This window comes from Psychrobacter sp. CX18 (assembly GCF_057396215.1).
Genome location: NZ_JBXYJH010000003.1, coordinates 292056 through 314950 on the forward strand (window position 1 = coordinate 292056; position 22895 = coordinate 314950).

At 41.1% G+C, this 22895-nt stretch carries 15 protein-coding genes; 12 read left to right on the plus strand and 3 right to left on the minus strand.

Translation table 11 applies throughout. The features are described 5' to 3' along the window. Positions 1 to 3: 3 nt before the first annotated feature. Complete coding sequence (locus tag AC2SLT_RS03370) at positions 4 to 1806, minus strand: OmpA family protein (protein WP_486546139.1); 1803 nt, start codon at positions 1804 to 1806, stop codon at positions 4 to 6. 888 nt (positions 1807 to 2694) lie between these two features. Here AC2SLT_RS03370 and AC2SLT_RS03375 point away from each other — a divergent pair. After that, positions 2695 to 3315 (plus strand): rhomboid family intramembrane serine protease, encoded by a 621-nt coding sequence (locus tag AC2SLT_RS03375; protein ID WP_486546140.1) that lies wholly within the window; start codon positions 2695 to 2697, stop codon positions 3313 to 3315. A gap of 103 nt (positions 3316 to 3418) precedes the next feature. On the opposite strand, the gene hemA is transcribed toward AC2SLT_RS03375, so the two are convergent. After that, on the minus strand, positions 3419 to 4813 hold the full coding sequence (hemA, locus tag AC2SLT_RS03380; protein ID WP_486546141.1) for a glutamyl-tRNA reductase: 1395 nt from the start codon (positions 4811 to 4813) through the stop codon (positions 3419 to 3421). 413 nt (positions 4814 to 5226) lie between these two features. Here hemA and AC2SLT_RS03385 point away from each other — a divergent pair, with 413 nt between their 5' ends. Beyond that, positions 5227 to 6075 carry a DUF72 domain-containing protein gene (locus tag AC2SLT_RS03385; protein WP_486546142.1) on the plus strand — a complete coding sequence of 283 codons (849 nt, stop codon included), beginning with the start codon at positions 5227 to 5229 and terminating at the stop codon, positions 6073 to 6075. A gap of 156 nt (positions 6076 to 6231) precedes the next feature. On the opposite strand, the gene AC2SLT_RS03390 is transcribed toward AC2SLT_RS03385, so the two are convergent. After that, complete coding sequence (locus AC2SLT_RS03390; RefSeq protein ID WP_486541609.1) at positions 6232 to 6861, minus strand: superoxide dismutase; 630 nt, start codon at positions 6859 to 6861, stop codon at positions 6232 to 6234. Positions 6862 to 7609: 748 nt separating this feature from the next. Here AC2SLT_RS03390 and rdgB point away from each other — a divergent pair. The 10 genes from rdgB to AC2SLT_RS03440 all read left to right on the plus strand — a co-directional run bounded on the left by rdgB (position 7610) and on the right by AC2SLT_RS03440 (position 22822). After that, positions 7610 to 8329, plus strand: coding sequence for an RdgB/HAM1 family non-canonical purine NTP pyrophosphatase (rdgB, locus tag AC2SLT_RS03395; RefSeq protein WP_486546143.1), 720 nt, complete (start codon positions 7610 to 7612; stop codon positions 8327 to 8329). A 422-nt stretch (positions 8330 to 8751) separates the two neighbouring features. Beyond that, positions 8752 to 10089 carry a trigger factor gene (tig, locus tag AC2SLT_RS03400; protein WP_486546144.1) on the plus strand — a complete coding sequence of 446 codons (1338 nt, stop codon included), beginning with the start codon at positions 8752 to 8754 and terminating at the stop codon, positions 10087 to 10089. Positions 10090 to 10872: 783 nt separating this feature from the next. After that, positions 10873 to 11499 (plus strand): ATP-dependent Clp endopeptidase proteolytic subunit ClpP, encoded by a 627-nt coding sequence (gene clpP, locus AC2SLT_RS03405; protein WP_486546331.1) that lies wholly within the window; start codon positions 10873 to 10875, stop codon positions 11497 to 11499. 399 nt (positions 11500 to 11898) lie between these two features. Then, the gene (gene clpX, locus AC2SLT_RS03410; protein ID WP_486546145.1) at positions 11899 to 13176 is read left to right on the plus strand and encodes an ATP-dependent protease ATP-binding subunit ClpX; all 1278 of its coding nucleotides are present in this window, start codon (positions 11899 to 11901) and stop codon (positions 13174 to 13176) included. A gap of 318 nt (positions 13177 to 13494) precedes the next feature. Continuing rightward, positions 13495 to 14424 (plus strand): SDR family NAD(P)-dependent oxidoreductase, encoded by a 930-nt coding sequence (locus AC2SLT_RS03415; protein ID WP_486546332.1) that lies wholly within the window; start codon positions 13495 to 13497, stop codon positions 14422 to 14424. A 326-nt stretch (positions 14425 to 14750) separates the two neighbouring features. Beyond that, the gene (locus tag AC2SLT_RS03420; RefSeq protein ID WP_486546333.1) at positions 14751 to 15965 is read left to right on the plus strand and encodes an MFS transporter; all 1215 of its coding nucleotides are present in this window, start codon (positions 14751 to 14753) and stop codon (positions 15963 to 15965) included. Between the two features lie 585 nt (positions 15966 to 16550). Then, the gene (locus AC2SLT_RS03425; protein WP_486546146.1) at positions 16551 to 18581 is read left to right on the plus strand and encodes a propionate--CoA ligase; all 2031 of its coding nucleotides are present in this window, start codon (positions 16551 to 16553) and stop codon (positions 18579 to 18581) included. A gap of 215 nt (positions 18582 to 18796) precedes the next feature. Further along, on the plus strand, positions 18797 to 20185 hold the full coding sequence (locus AC2SLT_RS03430) for a GntP family permease (protein WP_486546147.1): 1389 nt from the start codon (positions 18797 to 18799) through the stop codon (positions 20183 to 20185). 216 nt (positions 20186 to 20401) lie between these two features. Further along, on the plus strand, positions 20402 to 21889 hold the full coding sequence (locus AC2SLT_RS03435) for a CoA-acylating methylmalonate-semialdehyde dehydrogenase (RefSeq protein ID WP_486546148.1): 1488 nt from the start codon (positions 20402 to 20404) through the stop codon (positions 21887 to 21889). A 54-nt stretch (positions 21890 to 21943) separates the two neighbouring features. Next, entirely contained in the window at positions 21944 to 22822 is an 879-nt protein-coding gene (locus AC2SLT_RS03440) for a DMT family transporter (protein WP_486546149.1), read from the plus strand. The last annotated feature ends 73 nt before the right edge of the window (positions 22823 to 22895 follow it).

A 22895-nucleotide genomic window follows, 5' to 3' on the forward strand; every position in this document is an offset into this window, starting at 1 on the left:
GATTTACTGTGCTACATCAGACTCAGGAGCCAATAAATGATCATCACCATCTGGCAATAAATCATCATTATTATCATCTAATGGATTTAAGTCAGGATCTACTTCTATACCAGTGTTATTAGAAGCTTCAGGGGTAGAAGCCGCTGGAGCAGAAGTACCCTTATTTTTTACTTCAGTCTCACGAATTTCTGAATCTGGCGCTACCACGATACCATTGTCATCGGCTTTACCCATCGACTCATCATATACGACATATTCGATACGACGGTTACGGAAACGACCTTGATCCGTTTCATTGGTGGCAATTGGATCAGATTCACCCATACCTTTAATTTTCAAACGATTAGCATCAGCACCTTTAGAGACCATATAGTCTTTAATAGACTGAGCGCGACGCTGAGATAAAGGAATATTGTAATCATTAGAGCCAATTGCATCGGTATGGCCAACGATCATTAACTCCATATCAGGCGTTTTCTTCATAATTTCTACAGCGCGATCTAGAACAGGTTTATTAACCTCTGGTATAGCAGAGTCATCAAATTCGAAATTAACCACTTGGCGACTTAGCGCACGGGCAACGTCACGAGGATCTGGATTGTCACCTAATGCATCAAGTCCAGCATTCGCTTCGGTGATACTGCGATCAATTTCACCTTGCAAATCAAGTGGACCTTCAGCCATAACATTTAGGCCTGGCGCTGCCTCTTTCAAATCTGCAACTAATTGCTGAAGTTGTGCATCATCTGGTGAATTAACGATGATGTCCTCACCTTTAATGATAACGTTTGCATTAGGTGTATTCTTAATAAGCGGTAATATAGCGCCTAGGTACTGTGCTGCTGGCATATCAGTTGCAAAATTGTCATCAATATCAGCACGACATTTATCAGCTTCATCTGCAAACACTTCATTCATTGAAGACATGATTGTATCATTTAACGCATCATTACCTGCGCTGATACGGCATGCATATAATTGATTACCCTCACCACTCGATAAAGTTAATACAGCTGGCTCTACATCGACATTTCCAGCAACGACTGCATTTTCAGCAGGTTGTTGAACCGTTTCAACAGGTGCTGCTTCTGTCACTGGCTTTTCTTGGCAACCTTTTAACAATGCCCAAGCTAGTGCCGCTAAGATAATCAAGCCAATAATAGGCAATAATGCCTTTAAGAAACCACCACCCTCTTCTTTTTCATGATGATGTAAAGGTTCAGTACTAGTAGTATCTGAAATACGATGACCTACTTCAGGCTCAGTGACGACAGGCTCAGGAGTAACAGGCTCATTTACCACAGATTCAGTAGCAACGGGTGTTGCCGCTGCTGCTGATGTCGTAGCGGCAGTAGTCGGTTTAGCTGCGCTCGCTGCCATAAGACCAGCAGGAACTAATCCGCTGACTGTTGCCCAAGCAGGGATCTGGTCGCGGAATGATGATAGATTTTCACGTAAAAACTGTGGTATTGGCGTACTACCTGCTAAATCTTTAATTTCATTATAGGCTAATGGTGTCGCACTAACGAGCATATCGCGAGCATCAGACTCTTCAACATTATTGGTAACGGCCAATTCACGAGTAATATTGGCTTTCTTATTATCTAATGTCCAAGCGTGATCGAAAAAACCAGCATCATTTCCGCTGAAGTCTTTCCCTGTAATACGATTATATGAATCTTGATCGGCAAGTTGGCCTACGAATAAAGCATAAAACTGCTTTAAAAGACTTTCATTTTTTGGCGTGCGATTATCCCCTAATACGGCGGGAGTCACTGTACGCACCAGGTGAGCAATAATATCCATTGTATAAATCTCCTAAATATTTGAAAAAATTCAAAGGGTTAAATGAAAAAAGCGAAAAGTTAATGTGACTGATAAGTATTATACTTATGCCAATTTTATAACAACTTATAACTTTTATTAAATTATTTTGTTAAATTATTAATCTGATTATATACTATTTGAATAACCAAGAGACTACTTTTAAAGATTAACAAGTTTTATATGACTGAAGTTACTTCTTTAACCTTAGTGATCCAACCTTATATAACCTTTTACAACATAGCTCCATATAATAGAACCAAAACTATCTAACTTCCATTAGAAGTTAAATTATATTACCTTAAGTTATCTTATTTGTCTTTATATCTTACTATTAATAGCCTATACAATATTTATCAGCCTATATCACTGAGTTTATAAAACTTATTTTACAAAAGTCTTATACAAAAACAGGTTATAACAACTGGCTAAAAATGTGTATCGCTTTGACAAAAATCCAGTATTAATTTAAGTACTAATTAAGGTTAACGATATCAATGAGTGATCTATTGATACGTTACTCATTAATAACTTGAGCTAGCCTAATACATTGACTTTAGTGTTTTGGTCAACTTAAGTGTTTTGGTGTATGATATTTTGCTTTTACATTCTTGAATAATACAATACCTTATCTGAGATTAAACTACGTTATATTAAAGTAAAGTATCGGTTAGTCCATGTTACAGAAGTATGATATGGTGACAAACTTATAAAAATTATAACTAGAATGTATTAAGTAATATGATGTAAATAGGGATGTTAATAGGTAATTAGACAAAATTTTTAGCTTAATAGGTCAAAAGTATCCATTAAGTTTGCGAATATTTATTACCCTGTATACTTCTTAAATCATGATAAAAAGGATCTAAATTGAATAGTCTATTAAGCAGTCATACGACGATTATTATCATTATTACGGTTATCGTTAGCCTAATGGCTTGGCAAAATAACAGTTTGATGAATCGACTGATTTTTCACCCACCCTCTGTCAACAAGGGTGAATGGTATCGTTTTATTACCCATGGTTTTGTGCATGCTGATAGCACGCATCTTTTATTCAATATGTTCACCTTGTATTTCTTCGGTCGTGCGGTAGAAAGATTCTTTAATCAGTTTTTAGGCGGATTTGGCTTTGTTGTGGTGTATTTGGTGGCAATTATCGTCGCAATGCTACCCAGTTATTTTAAGCATAAAAATGACCCGAGATATCGAAGCTTAGGTGCTTCAGGTGGTGTTTCTGCTGTATTGTTCTCCTTTATCTTAATGGCACCATGGAGCATGATTTATCTATTTGCTGTGTTGCCGATTCCTGCTATTGTATTTGCGATTGCTTATGTCGCCTATAGCATTTATGCCAATAATAAAGGCGGATCTAATGTCAACCACTTAGCCCATTTATGGGGTGGGGCTTTTGGGGTATTAGCGACTATTTTTCTCTCGCCAAATATGATTCCTCATTTTATCAATGCGCTTATGCATCCCACCTTTTAAGTAAAGGTGAATTAAGGTAAATTAAGAGGCACACGTTATAAATAGCATTTTTTAAAGTCAAAAAGGAGCGCTAAGCGCTCCTCTTTCATACTAAGACTCAAAACTACTTAGAACGATAAGCCTCTTTCAAACCTGAAATCACCAAATCTAATACTTCTGGATTACCATCCCGCGCCGCTCGGCGCATTAAGGAGGAAGGCGCATGTGTCAACGTTTGAGTCAATCTACGGGTAAGCTCAATTAATAGCGCCTCTGGATCTGCCTCTTTATAATTTAACTGATGTAATGCCTGTGACAGTACACCGGCAGCTTTTTGTTCAGCCACTGTTCGATAATCATAGATATCTTGACCCACTTTTCGCACCTGATAACGACGCTCAATCTCAACCACTAAATGACTGACAAACAGCTCAGCTTCGACCGCTGCCTGACGACGTTTTTCAAGGTTTCCTGCAATCACGTGTTGTAAGTCATCCACTGAATATAAGTAGACATCATCAAGTTTACCCACATTAGGCTCAATGTCTCTGGGTACCGCTAGATCCACCATCAGCATTGGTTTAAAACGACGTTTTTTTAACGCGCTACGGGTCATCGTCATATTAATTAAAGTATCCATACTACCACTACAGCTACTGACGATATCTGCTTGCGGCAACAAAGCCCCCAACTTAGTTAATGGATATACGTCGACTTGCAACCCCGGGCGCGCCAACTCTTCGGCTAATAGCTGTGCTCGTTCTGGCGATCGGTTACAGATGAGGATACGTGTCATACCAAGCGCCGCTATATTTTGTGCCACTAGACGATTCATCTCGCCAGCTGCAATCAAAAGAAAAGTGGTTTGCTCCGGCTTATCAAAAATCTGAGTAACTAATTTAGCCGCAGCATACCCTAAAGATATGGCTTGTGTCCCAACATCTGTCTCATTTCGTACTCGTTTTGCGGCGGCAAAAATCTGCTCTACAACCCAATTTAATTGACTGGTCAAAAATCCATCTTCTTTAGAAGCATTGACCGCTCTCTTGATCTGACCAAAGATCTGAGGCTCGCCAAGTATCATAGAGTCCAATCCTGAGGCTACTCTCAGCAAATGGGTCAAGGCTTGTCCATTAATATAGTCGTATAAATAGGGTCGAATCTCTGCAACTGGTAATTGCTTGAATTCCGCTAACCAAGCGATCAGCTGTTCTGTCAATTCGACAGTGCTAACAGACTCAGAGGAAGTAGTATCTCCAGTTAGCGCATCGGCCGCAGAAGAAGATTGTGATAAATGATTCGATGACTGATACGATGATTGATGCGATAACAAAGACTGGGGGGTCGGCGCTAGTGCGTAGATTTCGGTACGGTTACAGGTAGAGATGATCAAGCTGCCCGCAGTCATTCGTTGTAGCTGTGCTTGTGCCTGTTTTGAGTCATCGCCCACAAATGCTAACCGTTCACGCAAGGCAACGGGGGCAGTTTTATGGTTCACACCGATGACAACAAGATTCATTTAAGATCTACCAATTAATAAGAAGTTAACCGTCAATATAAACAGTTTCCAAACAATAAACTCACAGACTCTATCTGCTTATCAGATAGCATTCTTTATGTATCATAAATGAGGCATTTGGCGGTCAATATCAAGAGTGCTCTGTATAACCACTCTTGAGACCAAAAATCTAAAATAGCATTAAAACCGTAGATTATATCATTGAATGCCCTTGCAATCACGGTTACTATATATATGTGACTTTAAGCCGCTTGAGCCTTATCCAATTTTAACGTTTATCGATAACTTAATTAACAGACACTATAGTCAAAGAAGTCTAAAATGGTTACAAGACAACCGAGAGCAAGTACTACTGGAGTAGGCTTAAAGAAGTTAACGCTGTAACCGTTTAGTACTTCGCCGACACTAAAATTATGACACGTCACTCTATAGCACAGCCTACCGTTTATTTGGGTACCGGTGGCTATAGCGATACCGATATGCTCGGTACGCTATATCCAATAGGCACCAAAAAGACAAATTTTTTAGCAGAATACGCCAAACATTATGGCGCGGTTGAAATTAATAGCACTTTTTATGCGCCAATAGGTCATAAAGCGTTTGAGGGGATGCTTAGAAAGTCCGACGGTCAAGTGAAATTTGCAGTAAAGCTGCATCAAGATTTTAGCCATACCCAGACGGCAACTGCGGAGCATGCCTCAGCATTTATAGAGGCTTTGCAGTCTATTATTGAGGCTGATTGTCTGGCACCTTTATTGATTCAGTTCCCACATGGGTTTGATAGAACGGTTTCCAATCGTCTGTATTTGGCTAAATTAACCGATTGGTTCAGTGATTATCCCCTAGCCATTGAATTTCGTCATGCCAGTTGGCATATCCCACAAGTTGAGCATAGCTTCCAAAAACATGGTCTTATTTGGTGTAGTGTCGACTATCCCAAAGTCAGTGGATTACCGCCGTCACGATTATTATTTACCCAAACCTCTCAGTGTAGAGCAGTCCAACAAGGTGCTACGCGCACTGGCTACTTGCGTATGCACGGTAATAATCTGAACTGGTGGGATTCAATGTCGGCCAGTGAGCGCCATGATTACCGTTATTCAGTAGAGGAGATGCAGGCTTGGGCGCAAGCGATCGCCAATCAGCGTCAACACTTTGATGAGCTTTATATCTTTTTTCAAAACTCTACCAATGCCCATGCCTATTACAACATTGCGATGCTAAGAGAAGCTTTAATGGCGCTCAATTTTAAGGTTTTATAAACCAAGAACAAAAAAAAACGATCGGGCCGCAAACATTGAATGCATAGTAATATCGAACGATAAAAAACAAAAAAGGATGCCGAAGCATCCTTTTTTAACGATTAAAAGACTGATATTTAAAAAATAAGTCTTTTAAACCATAAGCTTTATTTTAAATTACTCTTCAACGCCAGCGTCTTGACCTTTATATTTAGCATTGGCATAGTCCCAATTTACTAATTTATCAAGGAAGGTATCCACATAATCTGGACGACGGTTGCGATAATCGATGTAATAAGCATGTTCCCAGACATCACAGGTTAATACTGCTGTTTTGTCATGAGCAAGTGGCGTATCAGCGTTCGCCGTTTTCATAATTGACAGTTTACCACCGACTGAATCAGCTACTAACCATGCCCAGCCTGAACCAAACTGAGACGTTGCTGCATTTTTGAATTCTTCACGGAACTTATCGTAAGAACCAAAATCTTCTTCAATTTTAGCTTTTAGATCACCAGTAGGTTCACCGCCGCCATTGTTTGGAGTCATGCAGTTCCAGTAAAAAGTATGGTTCCAAACTTGAGCCGCTTGGTTAAACATACCTTGTTTGCTGTCATCTTTAGCCGTTGCTTTGATGATTTCATCTAATTCTTTACCTTCTAGGCCTGAACCAGGAAGCAAATCATTTAGTTTGTTAACGTAGGCAGCATGGTGCTTATCATGGTGAAATTCTAAAGTTTCAGCACTGATATGTGGCTCAAGTGCGTCTTTTGCATAAGGTAGTTCTGGTAGAGTGATATTTGACATATTATTGTATCCCTTGGCTGATTTAGCTAAATTCCATTAATGATAGTAAACAGTAAATAGAATAAACGCTACTGAAATAGTGTACGTTGTTAGCTAAAATGGCTTGTTATTATTTAAAATCCCGAACATGGTAATAGAGGAATAAACCAGAGGTATCAAGCCCAATTTTAAACGTTTCAATCTTAAAGCTATAAAACTTAAAGCTATAAAAATTGACTATTGGACTCTTTAATACGTGACTTACTCTCTGTCTATTACATGACTAGAGTACATGCAAACCTAAATTATAAATCAAAATTTATAAAATCAAACTTGCAACCCTGCAATCATATTAAAAACTTTAATAGCTATCGAAATAATGAAAATTTTCATTAAAAAGATAAGATATATGATTGCTAAGTCTTGTGGCTGAGTATAGCAATAAACGTTAATGAACTCAGTTACTGAATGTTATACCACGTAATTTAATTTTATTTAAGGTATAGGATGATAAATTTTAAAGTTATTGCCTTATAGTAAAGTTGTTTAGTGCCATAATAAATCTTAGCAACGTTTTAGTATTGTTAAAGTTATCAGTCTAAAAGACTGTCATAGCTTTAATTTTAATGGCCTGAATTTAAATAATTGGAACTTAGATAGTTTTAAAATTAATAGCTTCAATATTAATAGCTTCAATATTAACGGTTTCGATGTTTATAATGCGTAGAAAATAGTAGTAATAAAGGACAAAGTGTCCATAGAGGGTAATATGACAAACAACTCACGAAATCTTGCTAGTAACAATACCCCATTGCAACAAGGTGATGGCTTCTCTCCTAATTCTAATAGTACTAATAGCCTGACTAGCAGGCATGATAAATGGATATTAGCCAGCAATAATAAAGGCAAGCTGGCAGAATTTAAACGCTTATTCCACCAAGCGAACCTAAAGATTGAAATCGTGCCACAAGGTGAAATGGGCATTGAAGATGCGATTGAAGATGGGTTGAGCTTTGTGGAAAATGCGATCATCAAGGCCCGCCATGCTAGCCGTATCAGCGGGTTACCGGCTATAGCAGATGATTCCGGACTATGTGTGCCGGTTTTAGGCAATGCCCCTGGAATATACTCTGCGCGGTATGCAGGTGACCATGGTGATGATTCTAGTAACAATGCTAAGCTTGTTGCAGATCTAGAGCCTTTTAGACACGACTCCCCTATTTCAGGATACTTCGTGTGCGTGTTGGCATTGGTACAACATGCAGACGACCCACTGCCTACCATAGCTCAAGGATTATGGCATGGCGAGATACTATCTTCACCGCAAGGCGACAATGGCTTTGGTTATGATCCCCTGTTTTGGTTACCTGACTTACAACAGACTGCGGCGCAACTTGACCCTAAGCTAAAAAACCAAATGAGTCATCGGGGTCTAGCGATGAAGCACTTGTTACAACAGCTTTCTGCATCATCCCATGACACTGAGTAATTTTTACTTTATTTTTACTTTGGTAGGCTGATAGACTATACTGTTCTACTTTTATAATTTTATAGCCGTAATATCGGTGCCCTTGCTATTAAGTCAGGTGACTCGATTTTGCACAGCTAGATAATGAGTTAGTACCGCTATGATAGCCCCGCTCTCTTTATTTGATGGGGTTTAGCGGTATGCGCCAATGCCCTAAACCTTAAACTATGAATCGACTTTAGGGATTAGGCTTGACAAGCTGTCATTCAAAACAGACTGTGAATTAGGCGAACTCAGACGTTATATCACGTTTTTATTAAAACCAGTTTTAGCGATATTTTTTAGGGACTGTCTGTCACGATATCATTTCATTAATTTGATATCTGTAGCGTCAGACAGTTGTTTATCATTGACATTAAACGACATATACAGGGTTTATAACCATGGCAAAAGATCTTCAAGTCACGACGAGCAAAGTCAACGACAACCAAACTCAATTGACAGTCAAAGTACCTGTCGAACAAATCCAAAACAAAGTTGAAGGCCGCATCCGTAAGGTAGCTAAAACTGCTAAGATTGACGGTTTCCGTAAAGGTAAAGTGCCTGTTTCTCATATCCGCGCTCAGTATGGCGCTGGCATTCAACAAGAAGTGATCAACGATGTGATTCGTGACACTGTATTTGAAGCAATTAAAGCGGAAGACGTCCGTGCTGTTGGCATGCCAAACATTGATGATGTGAAACTTGAAGACGAGTTTTTGGTATATCAAGCAACCGTGGAAATCTTCCCAGAGATCAAAGTTGAAGGCATGAGCGACATCGAGGTTGAACGTCATAACGCCACTATCAGTGATGAAGATGTTGATACGATGATAGAAAACCTTCGCAAACAGCGTCAAGAGTTTGCTAAAAAAGAAGGGGCTGCTGATGAGGGCGATCAAGTTACCTTCGACTTTGAAGGCTCTATTGATGGTGAGACCTTTGAAGGCGGTTCAGCAGAAGACTTTAAATTGGTCTTAGGTAGCGGCCAAATGATCCCAGGCTTTGAAGACGGTATTAAAGGCTTAAGCGCTGGCGAAGAAAAAACCATCGATGTGACCTTCCCAGAAGACTATCAAGCTGAAAACTTAGCGGGTAAAGAAGCTCAGTTTAAGATCACTGTTAAAACAGTTGAAGAGTCTAAGCTTCCAGAAATCGATGACGAATTCTTAGCGTTATTTGGTGTGACAGAAGGCGGCGTTGAGCAACTTAAGAAAGACGTTCGCAAAAACATGACACGCGAAGTCAAAAATGCGGCCCGTAGCCAAGTCAAACAAGCAGCCTTTGATGCGCTACTTGAGAAAAATGAGTTTGACGTACCAAGTGCTATGGTGGATCAAGAAGTTGACCGTCAGCGCAACTTAATGATGCAGCGTTTCGCGCAGCAATTTGGTGGCAATACCAATGCCATTGATAAAGATATGTTGCCACGTGAGCTGTTTGAAGAGCAAGCTATCCGTGCCGCTCGCTTAGGGGTACTCGTTTCACGCGTTATCGAAGAAAACGAAATCAAGGTTGACCAAGATCGCGTTGAAACCTTCATCAAAGAAACTGCTGAAAACTATGAAGACCCTCAAGAAGTTATCGACTATTACACGAACGATGCTGAACAACGCGCCAATATTGAGTCAGTCGTACTAGAAGATCAAGTGGTTGACTTCCTATTAGAGCAAGGTAAAGTGACTGATAAAGAAGTAGGCTACCAAGAGCTTTTAGCCTCTCAGCAACAAGGTATGATGTAGAGCGCTAGAGAGGTTTATATCTAAGGGCTTCAATAGAAGCACTGATACCTTAGCTCAAAACTTAAGACGGTAAAATCAAATATATTAAAGTTCAAGATGTAAAATCAAAGTGCCCTGACCCAGTGTTGGGGCATTTTTGTCTAGGGCGGGTATGGCACTTATCTCTTATAACCCTTTTAGCGCTTATAACCTTTTAGCGCTTATAACCTTTTAGCCCTCATTACCCTTATAAAAAAAGCTAAACAGAAACTAAAACAAAGCTAAATATCTACAGCTATCGAATGAAATGGCTATGACTTAAACCACTCTAATGGCTATAATTGTGTATTAATGATTGCACATAAAGTAAGATAGTGTCGTTAATCACACTTAGTCGCTTGATTTATTACTTATTACCCCAAAATATAAAGAGATAAAATAGGCAAACTGGTAGCACGTCTCTAGTCGAAGAACTCTAAACTGGTGACAAGGGCACCAGCGTGACGCCTACTCAAAGTAGGCTTAGCGAGGTTAATAACCTAATCGTTTAGAAGTTCTTTTAGTCGTTCTGTGATTATATATAACCTCTAACTATGATTATCACTACTCGTTAATATATTGCTAATCCTGACAATACTGCTAATTAAAAGACTAATTACTAGAAGCTAAGCCCTATTTCACCTTATTACCTACATACAGGGATTATTTATGAACCAACAACACACACAACAAGACACCGATCGTATTATAAGCAACCCGCATTTTAAAACTCTCATCGAGGCTCATGATGCCGTGTTGAGAGGCATGCAGGATGCTACTGTCAATAGCCCACAAGCGGCATTAGTACCGATGGTTGTCGAACAATCTGCACGCGGTGAGCGCTCATTTGACATCTATTCACGACTATTACGCGAGCGTGTTATCTTCTTAACCGGTCAGGTTGAAGACAATATGGCCAACTTAATTGTGGCTCAAATGTTGTTCTTAGAAGCTGAAAACCCAGACAAAGATATTCACTTATATATTAACTCTCCAGGCGGATCAGTCAGTGCAGGCCTTGCCATGTTTGATACCATGAACTTTATCAAACCGGACGTCTCTACCATTTGTATGGGCGGCGCTTATAGCATGGGATCATTCCTACTTGCGGCAGGCGAAAAAGGCAAGCGCTACGCACTGGCAAACTCTCGAGTCATGATCCATCAGCCTTCTGGTGGCGCACAAGGTCAAGCGACCGATATCGAGATTAACGCCCGTGAAATCTTAAAAATCCGTGATCGTCTCAACCGTATCTTAGCGGAGCGTACCGGTCAGCCATTAGAAAAGATCGAAAAAGATGTTGAGCGTGACTATTGGCTTGATGCGTTCGAAGCTAAAGAATATGGATTGGTTGACGAAGTATTAGAGCGTCGTCCTGAAGAGATGAAATAAGCCACTATATATAGAATTTAAAGCTTGGTAGTGACTTATAAAGCTTCGAAGTGATAGAAAGCATGGAAATAAAAGGTTACTCATTAAAATAGGTTGCCACTAATAACTGTATTAATCTTGTTGACTATCAAGTAACTGCCAAGCTTGTTGCGTTATCAATTTTAAAGATATATACGCTGAAGACGACAATAGCACTTAATAATACCCAGATGCTGCAAATTTTAATGGAGCGTCAGTCTTATCATACTAGTAATTAAAAGATGGCTATTAAGAAATAGTTTTTTAGTAGAAGTTCATTTGGTAAAAGACCGTTTAGTGAGAGCTTATTGAATAACACTAGTTTATTAAGATAAATAAAATTGCCCCCGTCAGCATAAGAAATTTTAAGGAGCGCCAATTATGGCAAAGGACAAGACACCACAGTGTTCATTTTGTGGTAAAAAAAAGAACGAAGTCAAACAGCTCATCGCCGCTGATGATGCCAATATCTGTAACGAATGTGTGGCCTTATGCACTGATTTGATAGAAGAAGGTGCGCTCAGTGATGTTGAAGAGGGCGATAACGAAGCCAGTACTTGGCTAACCAAAAAACTGCCAACCCCTAAACAAATTCGCGAACACTTAGATGGCTATGTGATCGGTCAAGAGACGGCTAAAAAGGCCTTATCGGTTGCAGTATATAACCATTACAAACGTTTAAAAGTCGCGGCGCAACTGGCTGAAGATGTTAAACAAGCCAAACTTGGTGCCGATGATGCCATGGTTGAATTGTCTAAAAGTAACATTTTGCTGATCGGTCCTACCGGTTCTGGCAAGACTTTACTAGCGCAAACCTTAGCTCGTATGTTGGATGTTCCTTTTGCCATGGCTGATGCCACTACCCTAACCGAAGCCGGTTATGTGGGTGAAGACGTTGAAAACATTGTACAAAAGCTACTACAAGCGGCTGATTATGATGTTGAGAAAGCTGAGCAAGGTATCATCTATGTCGATGAGATCGATAAAATCAGTAAAAAAGGCGAGAACATGTCAATCACCCGAGACGTATCGGGTGAAGGCGTACAGCAAGCGCTGCTAAAACTGATTGAAGGTACGGTGGCGGCCATTCCACCTCATGGAGGTCGTAAGCATCCAAACCAAGAGCTTATCCAAGTCGATACCAGCAATATCTTAATTATCGTTGGCGGCGCCTTCTCAGGACTGGATAAAGTGATTCAGCAACGTACTGAAAAAACAGGCATTGGATTCAATGCTGAAGTAAAATCAAAAGATGAAGGCAAGCAGATCTCTGAGCTATTTAAGCAAGTAGAGCCAGAGGATTTGATTAAGTTTGGTCTGATACCAGAGCTGATCGGTCGACTACCCGTGATTGCGACACTTGAAGAGCTTGATGAAGATGCATTAATGCAAATCTTGACTGAGCCTAAAAACGCCATTGTTAAACAATATCAGTATCTGTTTGAGATGGAAGACGCTGAACTAACCTTTACCGAAGATGGTTTAAAAGCGATTGCTCATAAAGCGATGGAGCGTAAAACTGGTGCACGTGGCTTACGGTCGATCGTTGAGAACGCATTATTGGACACCATGTATGAATTGCCTTCTATGGAAAATGCGAAATCCGTGGTAGTCGATGAGACGGTCATCAATGATGGTGTCACACCTAAAATTGCTTAAGTAAAATAAGTTGTTTAAGCGTTAAACTGTTCTTACAGGTTTATCGCTATTGTCATTAAATTTTAAGATGCCTATCAGTAATGATGGGCATTTTTTATTGCTTACACGGTCACTGTGTCCTATTATAAAAATGTTTTTTCGCATTTATAGTTTTCAATTATTACCTTGCTAGCTTTTTGACTCCAATTTTAATACCACTCAAGGATGAGCCACCGAATGTCAATTTTATTCTCTGTAAATAATAAGTTAACTAAACAAGTTGCTCAGCAGCTTTCTTCTATTACCCCTTTTATGGCACCTCACATTGATGAGCAATTGATAAAAAACTTTTATCAAAATCATGTAGCTGCAATTACAGGTGCAGGTTCCGGTATTGGCAGAAGTCTGGCGTTAAGTTTGGCTTCTGCCGGATGCCATCTGGCTTTATCCGATATTAATAGCGAGAATTTAGCCGAAACCCAAGCTCTATTATCAGACTATGATGTGATAGTAACGGCGACCCAACTGGATGTGGCAAATAAAGAGGCTGTGTTTGCTTGGGCCGATCAAGTGCTCAAAGACCATGGCAAAGTCAACTTTATATTTAACAATGCTGGTGTAGCCTTAGCATCCACTGTCGAAGGTGAGTCGATAGAGGACATCGAATGGGTCATGAGTGTAAACTTCTGGGGCATGGTGTACGGTACTAAAGCCTTTTTACCCTTAATTAAACAAAGTGTCAGTGACGCTAATATTCAGCTACACGCTCACTCTAAACGGCAAACTCATCAACAAGCTCATGGCCATATTATTAATATATCCAGCTTGTTTGGTATTGTCGCCCTGCCCGCTCAGTCTGCTTATAACGCTAGCAAATTTGCCATTCGTGGATTTAATGAAAGCTTACGCCAAGAGCTGGATATTCAAAAGTGTGGCGTCTCATTGACATCTGTACATCCTGGCGGTATTAAAACCAATATTGCTAATAATGCCAGAGAACATGACAGTGTGAGTTCCCTTGGAATGACGACGGGAGCTAAAGGCCTAGAGAAAATCAATAGATTATTAAAATTTGACCCTGATATGGCTGCAAAAATAATTCTGATGGCAGCGGCAAACAATCAACCCCGTTGCCTCATCGGTGACGATGCAAAACTATTAGATCTGGTACAGCGTACTTTTCCCTCGCATTATGGTCAAGTTATGAACCGTGCTACTAAGACCATCTCCAAACTAAAAAGACACCCACTGATGCGTAAGCTGGGTTAATCAGCTAAATAAACGAACCAAATCGAATTTTATTGACCCTAAAGAGACATTAATAGGCTAGCCGATTTAAGTTAAGCCTTATAAAATAGTGAGTTTTAAAAGAAGACTTTAAACGCTTAAAGGCAATTGGGTATTGTTTACTAAACGTCTGGCGCCACCTTTAGACAGTGCAGATAAATAATGCCCAGTTGCTGTAGCTACTAATTCTGCGTCAGTCCTGTTCTTTTTAAGTTCTGTTCTTTTTAAACCGATAGTTAACGGTTATCAAATCGACTGCGCTCATGCCAGACGATTGTGTTTTTGCTTTGGATATCAGTGGTCACTTTATGCAAACACCCCCCTCACAAACCGAAACGAAAACCTCTTCTAAGACACCACCACCCACTTGGGTGCTCAAAGCCACGGTAATGCTAATTGCGGTATTCGCCTTTTTACAGGTGTACTCTATCCAGTCCATCTTACCGGTATTAATGGTCGACTTTGGGGCCAGTGAAGTACAAGTCGGTATGGCGGTTGGGGCGACTGTCATGGCAGTGGCGATCATGTCCCCTTTCTTAGGCATGTTGTCTGATACCATTGGGCGCAAGTCCATTATCGTGGCGGCATTACTCTTTTTAGCGGTACCTACTGCCTTAATTGCGCATAGCAGTAGCGTGGAGGTCTTGACCTTTTGGCGCTTTTTGCAAGGGCTATCTGTTCCCGGTATTACGGTGGTGACCATTGCTTATCTAGGAGAGGAGTTCAAAGGCGGAGCGATTGCTGAGCTCATGGCATATTACGTGTCAGGCACCGTGCTTGGCGGCTTTTCAGGACGTTTTATTTTAGGACATCTACATGAGTGGGTCGGTTGGCGAATCGCTTACTATATTATGGCGGCGTTAACCTTTGCCGGAGCACTGTGGGTAGCCAAGACCCTGCCCGCCTCCAAAAACTTTGTCCCCAGTCCTAAGTTTCGCACTGCACTGACAACGCTAGCTGGTCATCTAACCAATCGCTATGTCATCTCGGCAGGTTTACTTGGTTTTTGCGTACTTTTCTCACTGGTTGGCTGCTTTACCTTTATTAACCTACACCTTGCCGCTACACCTTACCATTTAGATACGGGACAACTGGCGAATATTTTTACCGTGTATTTAATTGGGGTCATTATCACACCGTTATCAACCAAGCTACTACAACGCTTTGGCGCAGCACGAACCATTGTTGTGGCCGTTATTATGTCGATGTTGGGCGTATTGTTGACCTTATCAGCCCCTTTATGGCTAATTATTATCGGTATCAGCGTCATGTCCTCAGGGGTATTTATTACTCAATCTGCCACGATCGGCTATATTGCCACCAATGTGCATGAAGGACGATCTCTGGCCTCAGGCTTATATTATATGTTTTACTATGCTGGTGGTACCGTTGGGGCATGGGCATGTGGACTGGCTTATGCCCATGGCGAGTGGACTTATACGGTTTGGACGTTATTGTTTATGCAACTGATGGCCCTATTAATTGCACGATTTGGCATGATTAAAACGCCCCTTAATTCCTAATTTACATTAAACAAAACTGATTCTTTTACCTCAATCTCAACTTATAGTGGTAGGAAGACTAAAGATCTACAGCCTTAAGCTTACTATTTAACCTTACTAAGCCAACTAGAGTAATATTTGCGCTCGGTTGCCTTGTAACCATTTTAGACTTCTTTAACTATATTTGCCTATGACTATATAACGAAGGACTATGACTATGACTATGACTATGACTATGACTATGGCTTTGGTTTAGCCCCGCATTTATGATTAATTGATAAAACGTACTAGACGAGAAGCACCAATCTATATGCTCATCAATGAATTGATTTGCATCTTTTGAACCATTACTTTGAATTATCTCAATTAAAATTATAATTTGTATTGACCTAACATAGATATCTTTGTTAAATTAAATTTCAATTAAAATGAGATATTTTGTATCGAATATACCATTTTTAAGAAAACATCATTAGCAAGGAATGCACATGATGCCATAAGGATGTAATGAGGTACGATTTGCAAAACCTGATCGACTCTATAAAAACATTCTAAATTATAAATCCCAATCAAACAGTCATAACATAGATAGCTAAGGATAGCGCCATGACTAATGCCAAAACCACAACCCAAACCCAAACCAATTATCAGCCTACTTCTACCGAATCATTCTCTCAGCTGTATTCAACGTCAATTAATAACCCCGAAGCATTTTGGGGCAAACAAGCCGAGCGCATCTATTGGCACAAATCACCTGAGCAAATTGTAGATAAGAGCAACTTACCTTTTGCAAAATGGTTTGTCGGTGGTGAGACCAATGTCTGCTATAACTGCGTTGATCGCCATTTAGAAGAGCGCGCCGAGCAAGATGCCTTTGTTTGGGTGTCCTCCGAGATTAATCAAGACCTTCTAGACAATCACCCCGGTGTTGCCGAAGCGTTTAAAGAGCTGGACAATCATGTAGAGTTTTACACCGACTATGCCAAGCGTCGCCTCACCTATAACCGCTTATATAAAGAAGTCAATTATTTCGCAGATGTGCTACAACGCTTAGGCGTTGGTAAAGGCGACCGCGTTATTATTTATATGCCGATGATCTTAGAAGCAGCCTACGCTATGTTAGCCTGTACCCGTATCGGCGCAGTACATTCAGTGGTATTTGGCGGCTTTGCGGCACATAATTTAGCGATTCGGATGGATGATGCCAAAGCTAAACTGGTTATCACTGTCGATGCAGGATTGCGTGGCGGTAAGGTCATCAATTACAAAAACTTGGTGAATCAAGGTGTCGAGCAAGCACAGGTGAAGCCTGAAAAAGTATTGGTAGTGAATCGCGGCATCATGCCGTACACCCCTCAACCTATCGATGTCGACTATGCTACTGAGCGCCGCATTAGTTGTGAGGCAAAAGCGGTCGTTGAGCCAGTTTGGCTTGAGTCAAACGAACCTTGCTACTTACTCTACACTTCAGGTACCACAGGCACCCCAAAAGGTGTACAGCGTGATACGGGTGGACATGCCGTCGCCTTAACCACATCGATTGACTACATTTATGATGGTAAGGCAGGAGAGACATTCTGGGCCATTTCGGATATTGGCTGGGCGGTCGGACACTCTTATACCATTTACGCCCCGCTGCTCGCTGGGATGACCAGTATTATGTACGAAGGTCTGCCCCATTACCCAAACCCAGGGATATGGTGGCGTATCGTCGAAGCCAATAAGGTCAACATTCTGTTTACTGCCCCAACAGGCATTCGAATGCTCAAAAAACAAGATGAATCGTGGTTAACCCGTTATAACACCAGCAGCGTGAAGTCCTTCTTTTTAGCGGGCGAGCCATTGGATGAACCGACCGGCGAATGGCTCTCGGATCATTTAGGGGTGCCAATTATCGATCACTATTGGCAAACTGAGACAGGCTGGCCCATCTTAAGCCATGTTCCTAAGTTTGATCATAAAGATCACAAAGCAGGGTCACCCGGTTACCCTATGTTTGGCTATGATGCCAAGGTGCTTAATGAAGAAACGGGAGAGCCTTGCTCGCCCGGTGAAAAAGGATTGTTAGCGATTTCAGCGCCCCTACCTCCGGGCTGTTTAACCACCGTTTGGGGCAATGATGCGCGTTTTATCAAAAGTTATTACAGCTTATTTGATGGCAAACAATACTCAAGCTCCGACTATGCAACGACGGATGAAGACGGTTATTTTTATATCCTTGGTCGTACCGATGATGTCATCAATGTGGCAGGACACCGCTTAGGTACGCAGGAGATTGAAGCGGCGATTAGCGAGCATCCTGAAGTGGCAGAAGTTGGGGTTGTCGGTATCAAGGATGACTTAAAAGGCGAATTACCGATTGCCTTTTGTATCTTGCGCGACCCGTCTATCATTGAGGTTACCGAAAATAGGTTTAGAGTGGAACAACAGATATTTGGTATCGTTGCAAAGTCTTTAGGGTCTCTGGCACGACCTGCTGCTGTTTATTTCCCATCTGCCTTACCAAAAACGCGCTCTGGAAAAATCCTACGCCGCGCCATTCGTGCCTTAGCTGAAGGTCATGAAACCGGTGATATGTCTACCCTTGATGACCCCTCTGCCATAGAAGCGGTTAAATCAGCTTTGAAAAATTATTAAGGTTTTTTGACATTAACAGTCAACACCAGATCTGTAAATCAACGTTGTGAATAAAATTAGCTTTTACACTACCCCTAATAAACAAGAATAAGGTGTCTAGAATTTCTGTTTATAAAGTTAGCAATCTTAATCTTTCAAACGTATATCTAGAAGGATCTAGATTAATAGGATGATTGAGAATGCTTTAATTCAATAACTTTGCAAGGAAGCAATAAATGACCATTCTCGCAATTGTTTTGTCTCTTGGATTATTGATGTACTTCGCTTACAAAGGCGTCAGTGTACTTATTTTAGCACCTATTTTGGCGTTACTTGCTGTCGTACTAAGCGGTCAAGCCTCTGAATCAATGGGAATCTATACACAAGTTTTTATGAAAGGTATGGGCGGTTTTGCAGTAAAATATTTTCCACTATTTATTCTTGGTGCTATTTTCGGTAAGCTCATGGAAGACTCTGGGTATGCCTATAGTATTGCAAAAAGTATCGTCGATAGGTTAGGCAGTCACCATGCGTTACTAGCGATTGTACTGGCGTGCGCCCTCTTAACCTATGGTGGCGTTTCCGTTTTCGTTGTCGCATTTGCCGTTTATCCTATTGCGGCAGCATTATTTAAACACGCTGATATTCCTAAACGTCTAATTCCTGGTGCCATTAGTATCGGTGCGTTTACTTTTACTATGACCGCACTACCGGGCACACCTGCCATTCATAATGCCATTCCCATGCCTTACTTCCAAACCGACGCCTTTGCCGCACCTGGTCTTGGAATTATTGCTGCTATCATCATGCTTGGCGGTGGTATGTTATGGATGAATTATCAACTTCGTAAAGCGAAAGCCGTAGATGAAGGCTATGGCAACCATATCCTAAATGAAAAGGAATTTGATGTCTCGGGTAAGGTGCAAAACTTTTGGCTTGCCTTAGTACCTATTGTCATTGTGGTCATAGGCAACTACTTGTTTTCAAAAATTATTATTCCTATGTGGGATAATAGCTATTTAGCAGGCGAGCAATTTGGCGGCGTGGAGATTAGCTCATTAATTGGTATATGGTCCATTATTATATCGCTTGCCATTGCTTGTCTTTTCGTTATTGCGCTCAACTTTTCTAGAATTAAAAGCTTATCTGAAACCTTAAATGAAGGGGCAATGGGTTCATTATTACCCATATTTAATACTGCTTCTGAGGTTGGTTATGGCTCAGTGATTGCAGGCTTAGCAGGGTTCGCGGTCATTCAGCATTTCTTAATGGGAATCGCTTCAAGCAATCCTCTTATCTCTGAAGCCATTATTATTAACGTACTTGCTGGTATCACAGGTTCTGCTTCTGGGGGGTTGGGAATCGCCTTAGAGGTCATGGGTGAAAACTATATGCTTTTGGCTGAGCAGTACAATATCAATCCTGAACTGATGCATCGTATCGCTTCATTGGCTTGTGGTGGCTTAGATGCCCTACCCCATAACGGAGCAGTTATCACTATGCTAACTATTTGTGGGTTGACCCATAAACAATCTTATGTCGACGTCTTTGTCACTGCCGTCGTTGTTCCAATTTTGGCAACGATAGCAATAATTGTATTAGGCACTATGTTTGGCTCTTTCTAATCGCATAAAACGAAGTTATAAAAATTGATTCAAAAATCCTAGTACGACAACATTTTTTGTAATTTTCACTTGTAAAATGAGAATAAATGTCTCATTATTTAGGCTAATAATTTACAATCACACTATTATTGACATTATTTATAAAAAATGAGCCATTAGTATTTAAAAGCTAACCGACACATTTAAAACTTAATACTTTTAAGATAAGGATATCCTATGCACCACGTTAAACAACTCATCAACGGACAATTTGTAGAGTCAAACACTCAAGAATGGATCGATTTGACCGATCCGGCCAGTCAAGAAGTTATCGCCAAAGTACCTCAAACCACAGATGATGAGATCAATGAAGCGGTAGCTGCTGCCAAAGAAGCATTTAAAACGTGGCGCAAGACACCCATCACTACCCGCTCTAGAATTTTCTTAACCTATCAAGCGCTTATTCGTGAGCATATGGATGAGCTCGCTGAATTACTCACCTCTGAGCAAGGTAAGACTATTGCGGATGCACGCGGTGATGTGTTTCGTGGTCTAGAAGTTGTCGAACATGCCTCAGGTATTGCCAACTTACAGATGGGTGAGTTTGTTGAAAATGTCGCCCGTGGCGTTGATACTTATAGTATTTGGCAACCGCTTGGTGTTTGTGCAGGTATTACTCCGTTTAACTTCCCTGCCATGATTCCACTTTGGATGTTCCCGATGGCGATTGCCACCGGCAATACCTTTATTCTGAAACCTTCTGAACAAGACCCTATGGTCACCATGCGCTTGGTAGAGTTAGCACTGGAAGCTGGCGTACCTAAGGGCGTTTTAAACGTCGTCCATGGCGGCAAACCAACAGTAGATGCCATTTGTAATCATCCTGATATTAAGGCGGTCTCATTCGTCGGCTCAACCCGTGTTGGTCATCATGTCTATGATCTAGCCAGTAAAGCCGGTAAACGTGTCCAGTGCATGATGGGTGCCAAAAACCACGCCGTTATCCTACCTGATGCCAACAAAGAGCAAACCCTTAATCAATTAGCCGGTGCAGCCTTTGGTGCGGCGGGTCAACGCTGTATGGCGTTATCGGTCGTTGTACTAGTGAGTGCTGCTGGCGACTGGATCGATGACATAAAAGCCAAAGCTGAAAGCCTAGTGGTATCAGCTGGTAAACATGATAAAGACTTAGGCCCACTTATCAGCCCGCAAGCTAAAGCACGCGTTGAGCATCTTATTCAGACCGGTGTCGATGAAGGTGCAGACTTGTTATTAGATGGCCGTGGTATCACCGTTGAAGGCTATGAAAATGGTAACTTCGTCGGCCCGACTATCTTTGATAATGTGACCACTGATATGCAGATTTACAGCCAAGAGATTTTCGGTCCTGTCCTATGTATCATGCGCGCAGATTCATTGGATGAGGCGATTGAGCTAATAAATGCCAATCCGAATGGCAATGGTACTGCTATCTTTACCCAGTCTGGCGCGGCGGCTCATAAGTTCCAACAAGACATCGATGTTGGTCAAGTTGGTATTAACCTACCTATCCCAGTGCCATTACCGATGTTCTCATTCTCAGGATCTCGTGCCAGCAAGTTGGGCGACTTAGGGCCGTATGGCAAACAAGCGGTACAATTTTATACCCAAACCAAAACGGTCACCGCACGATGGTTTGACGATGAGGCCAGTAAAGGTAAAGTGAATACTACCATTTCGATGTAGTCTAGCCTTAGATGTAGTCTAGCATTACGTATGAAACCGATATAGGACTACTGAGTGAAAACAATAACCCTATCCTTATTATTCGTTTTACTCTTTGGTTCGGGATTTGTCGCCACTCAGTACGGATTGCCCTACGCAGATCCAGTCTCATTTTTGGTGATTAGGTTTGCCATAACAGCAGCGCTATTAGGTCTGGTCTGTCTTATTATCAAACCGACACTACCTAGCTCGCTGCGTGAGATGGTTCACATAACGATAGCGGGTGTGCTGATAGTCGGTGTTTTCTCGCTCGGTGTCTTTTTAGCGATTGACTATGGTATTTCAGCGTCAACATCCGCGTTAATCATCTCTTTTCAGCCATTATTAGCAAGTTTGATTGCTTGGATGGTGTATAAAGCATCTGTATCCCCCTTTCAATGGATAGGGTTGGTCATTGGGCTGATAGGAGTTATGGTGATCGTGTTTGGAGGGCTGAATCCACCGAGCTTAATCGGGCTAGCTATGGCCTTATTAGGACTACTAGGTGCAACATGCGGCAGCATTTACCAGAAGTATTATTGTCAAAATATGCACTTGGTATTTGGCGGATTTTTACAGTCTGGCGCCTCCTTTGCTTTCTGCGCGATCGTTTGGTTGTTCTACCCTGTCCATCATATTGAATGGACTTCAGAATTTGTGTTTTCGCTATTGTGGATGGCAGTTATCGTATCGATTGGCGCGATAAGCCTTCTTTATTCACTGATTAGAGAGTTGCCCATTAGTCAGGTATCAACTTTGTTTTATCTCGTACCGATATCAGCGTTAGGCCTCTCCTTTGTCTTTTTAGAAGGCAGCATTTCGCTATTTCAAAGTGTAGGCATCGTGTTAGTCTCGCTATCCGTGTTTCTTGTGGCCATGTTAGGTCAGCAAGTTAGTGAAAAGTTAGTTAGTTAGTTAATGAATTAATCAGTTAGTAAATAAGTTGGTTAGTCACTTAATAAATAACCACTTAATAAATAGACGCTTA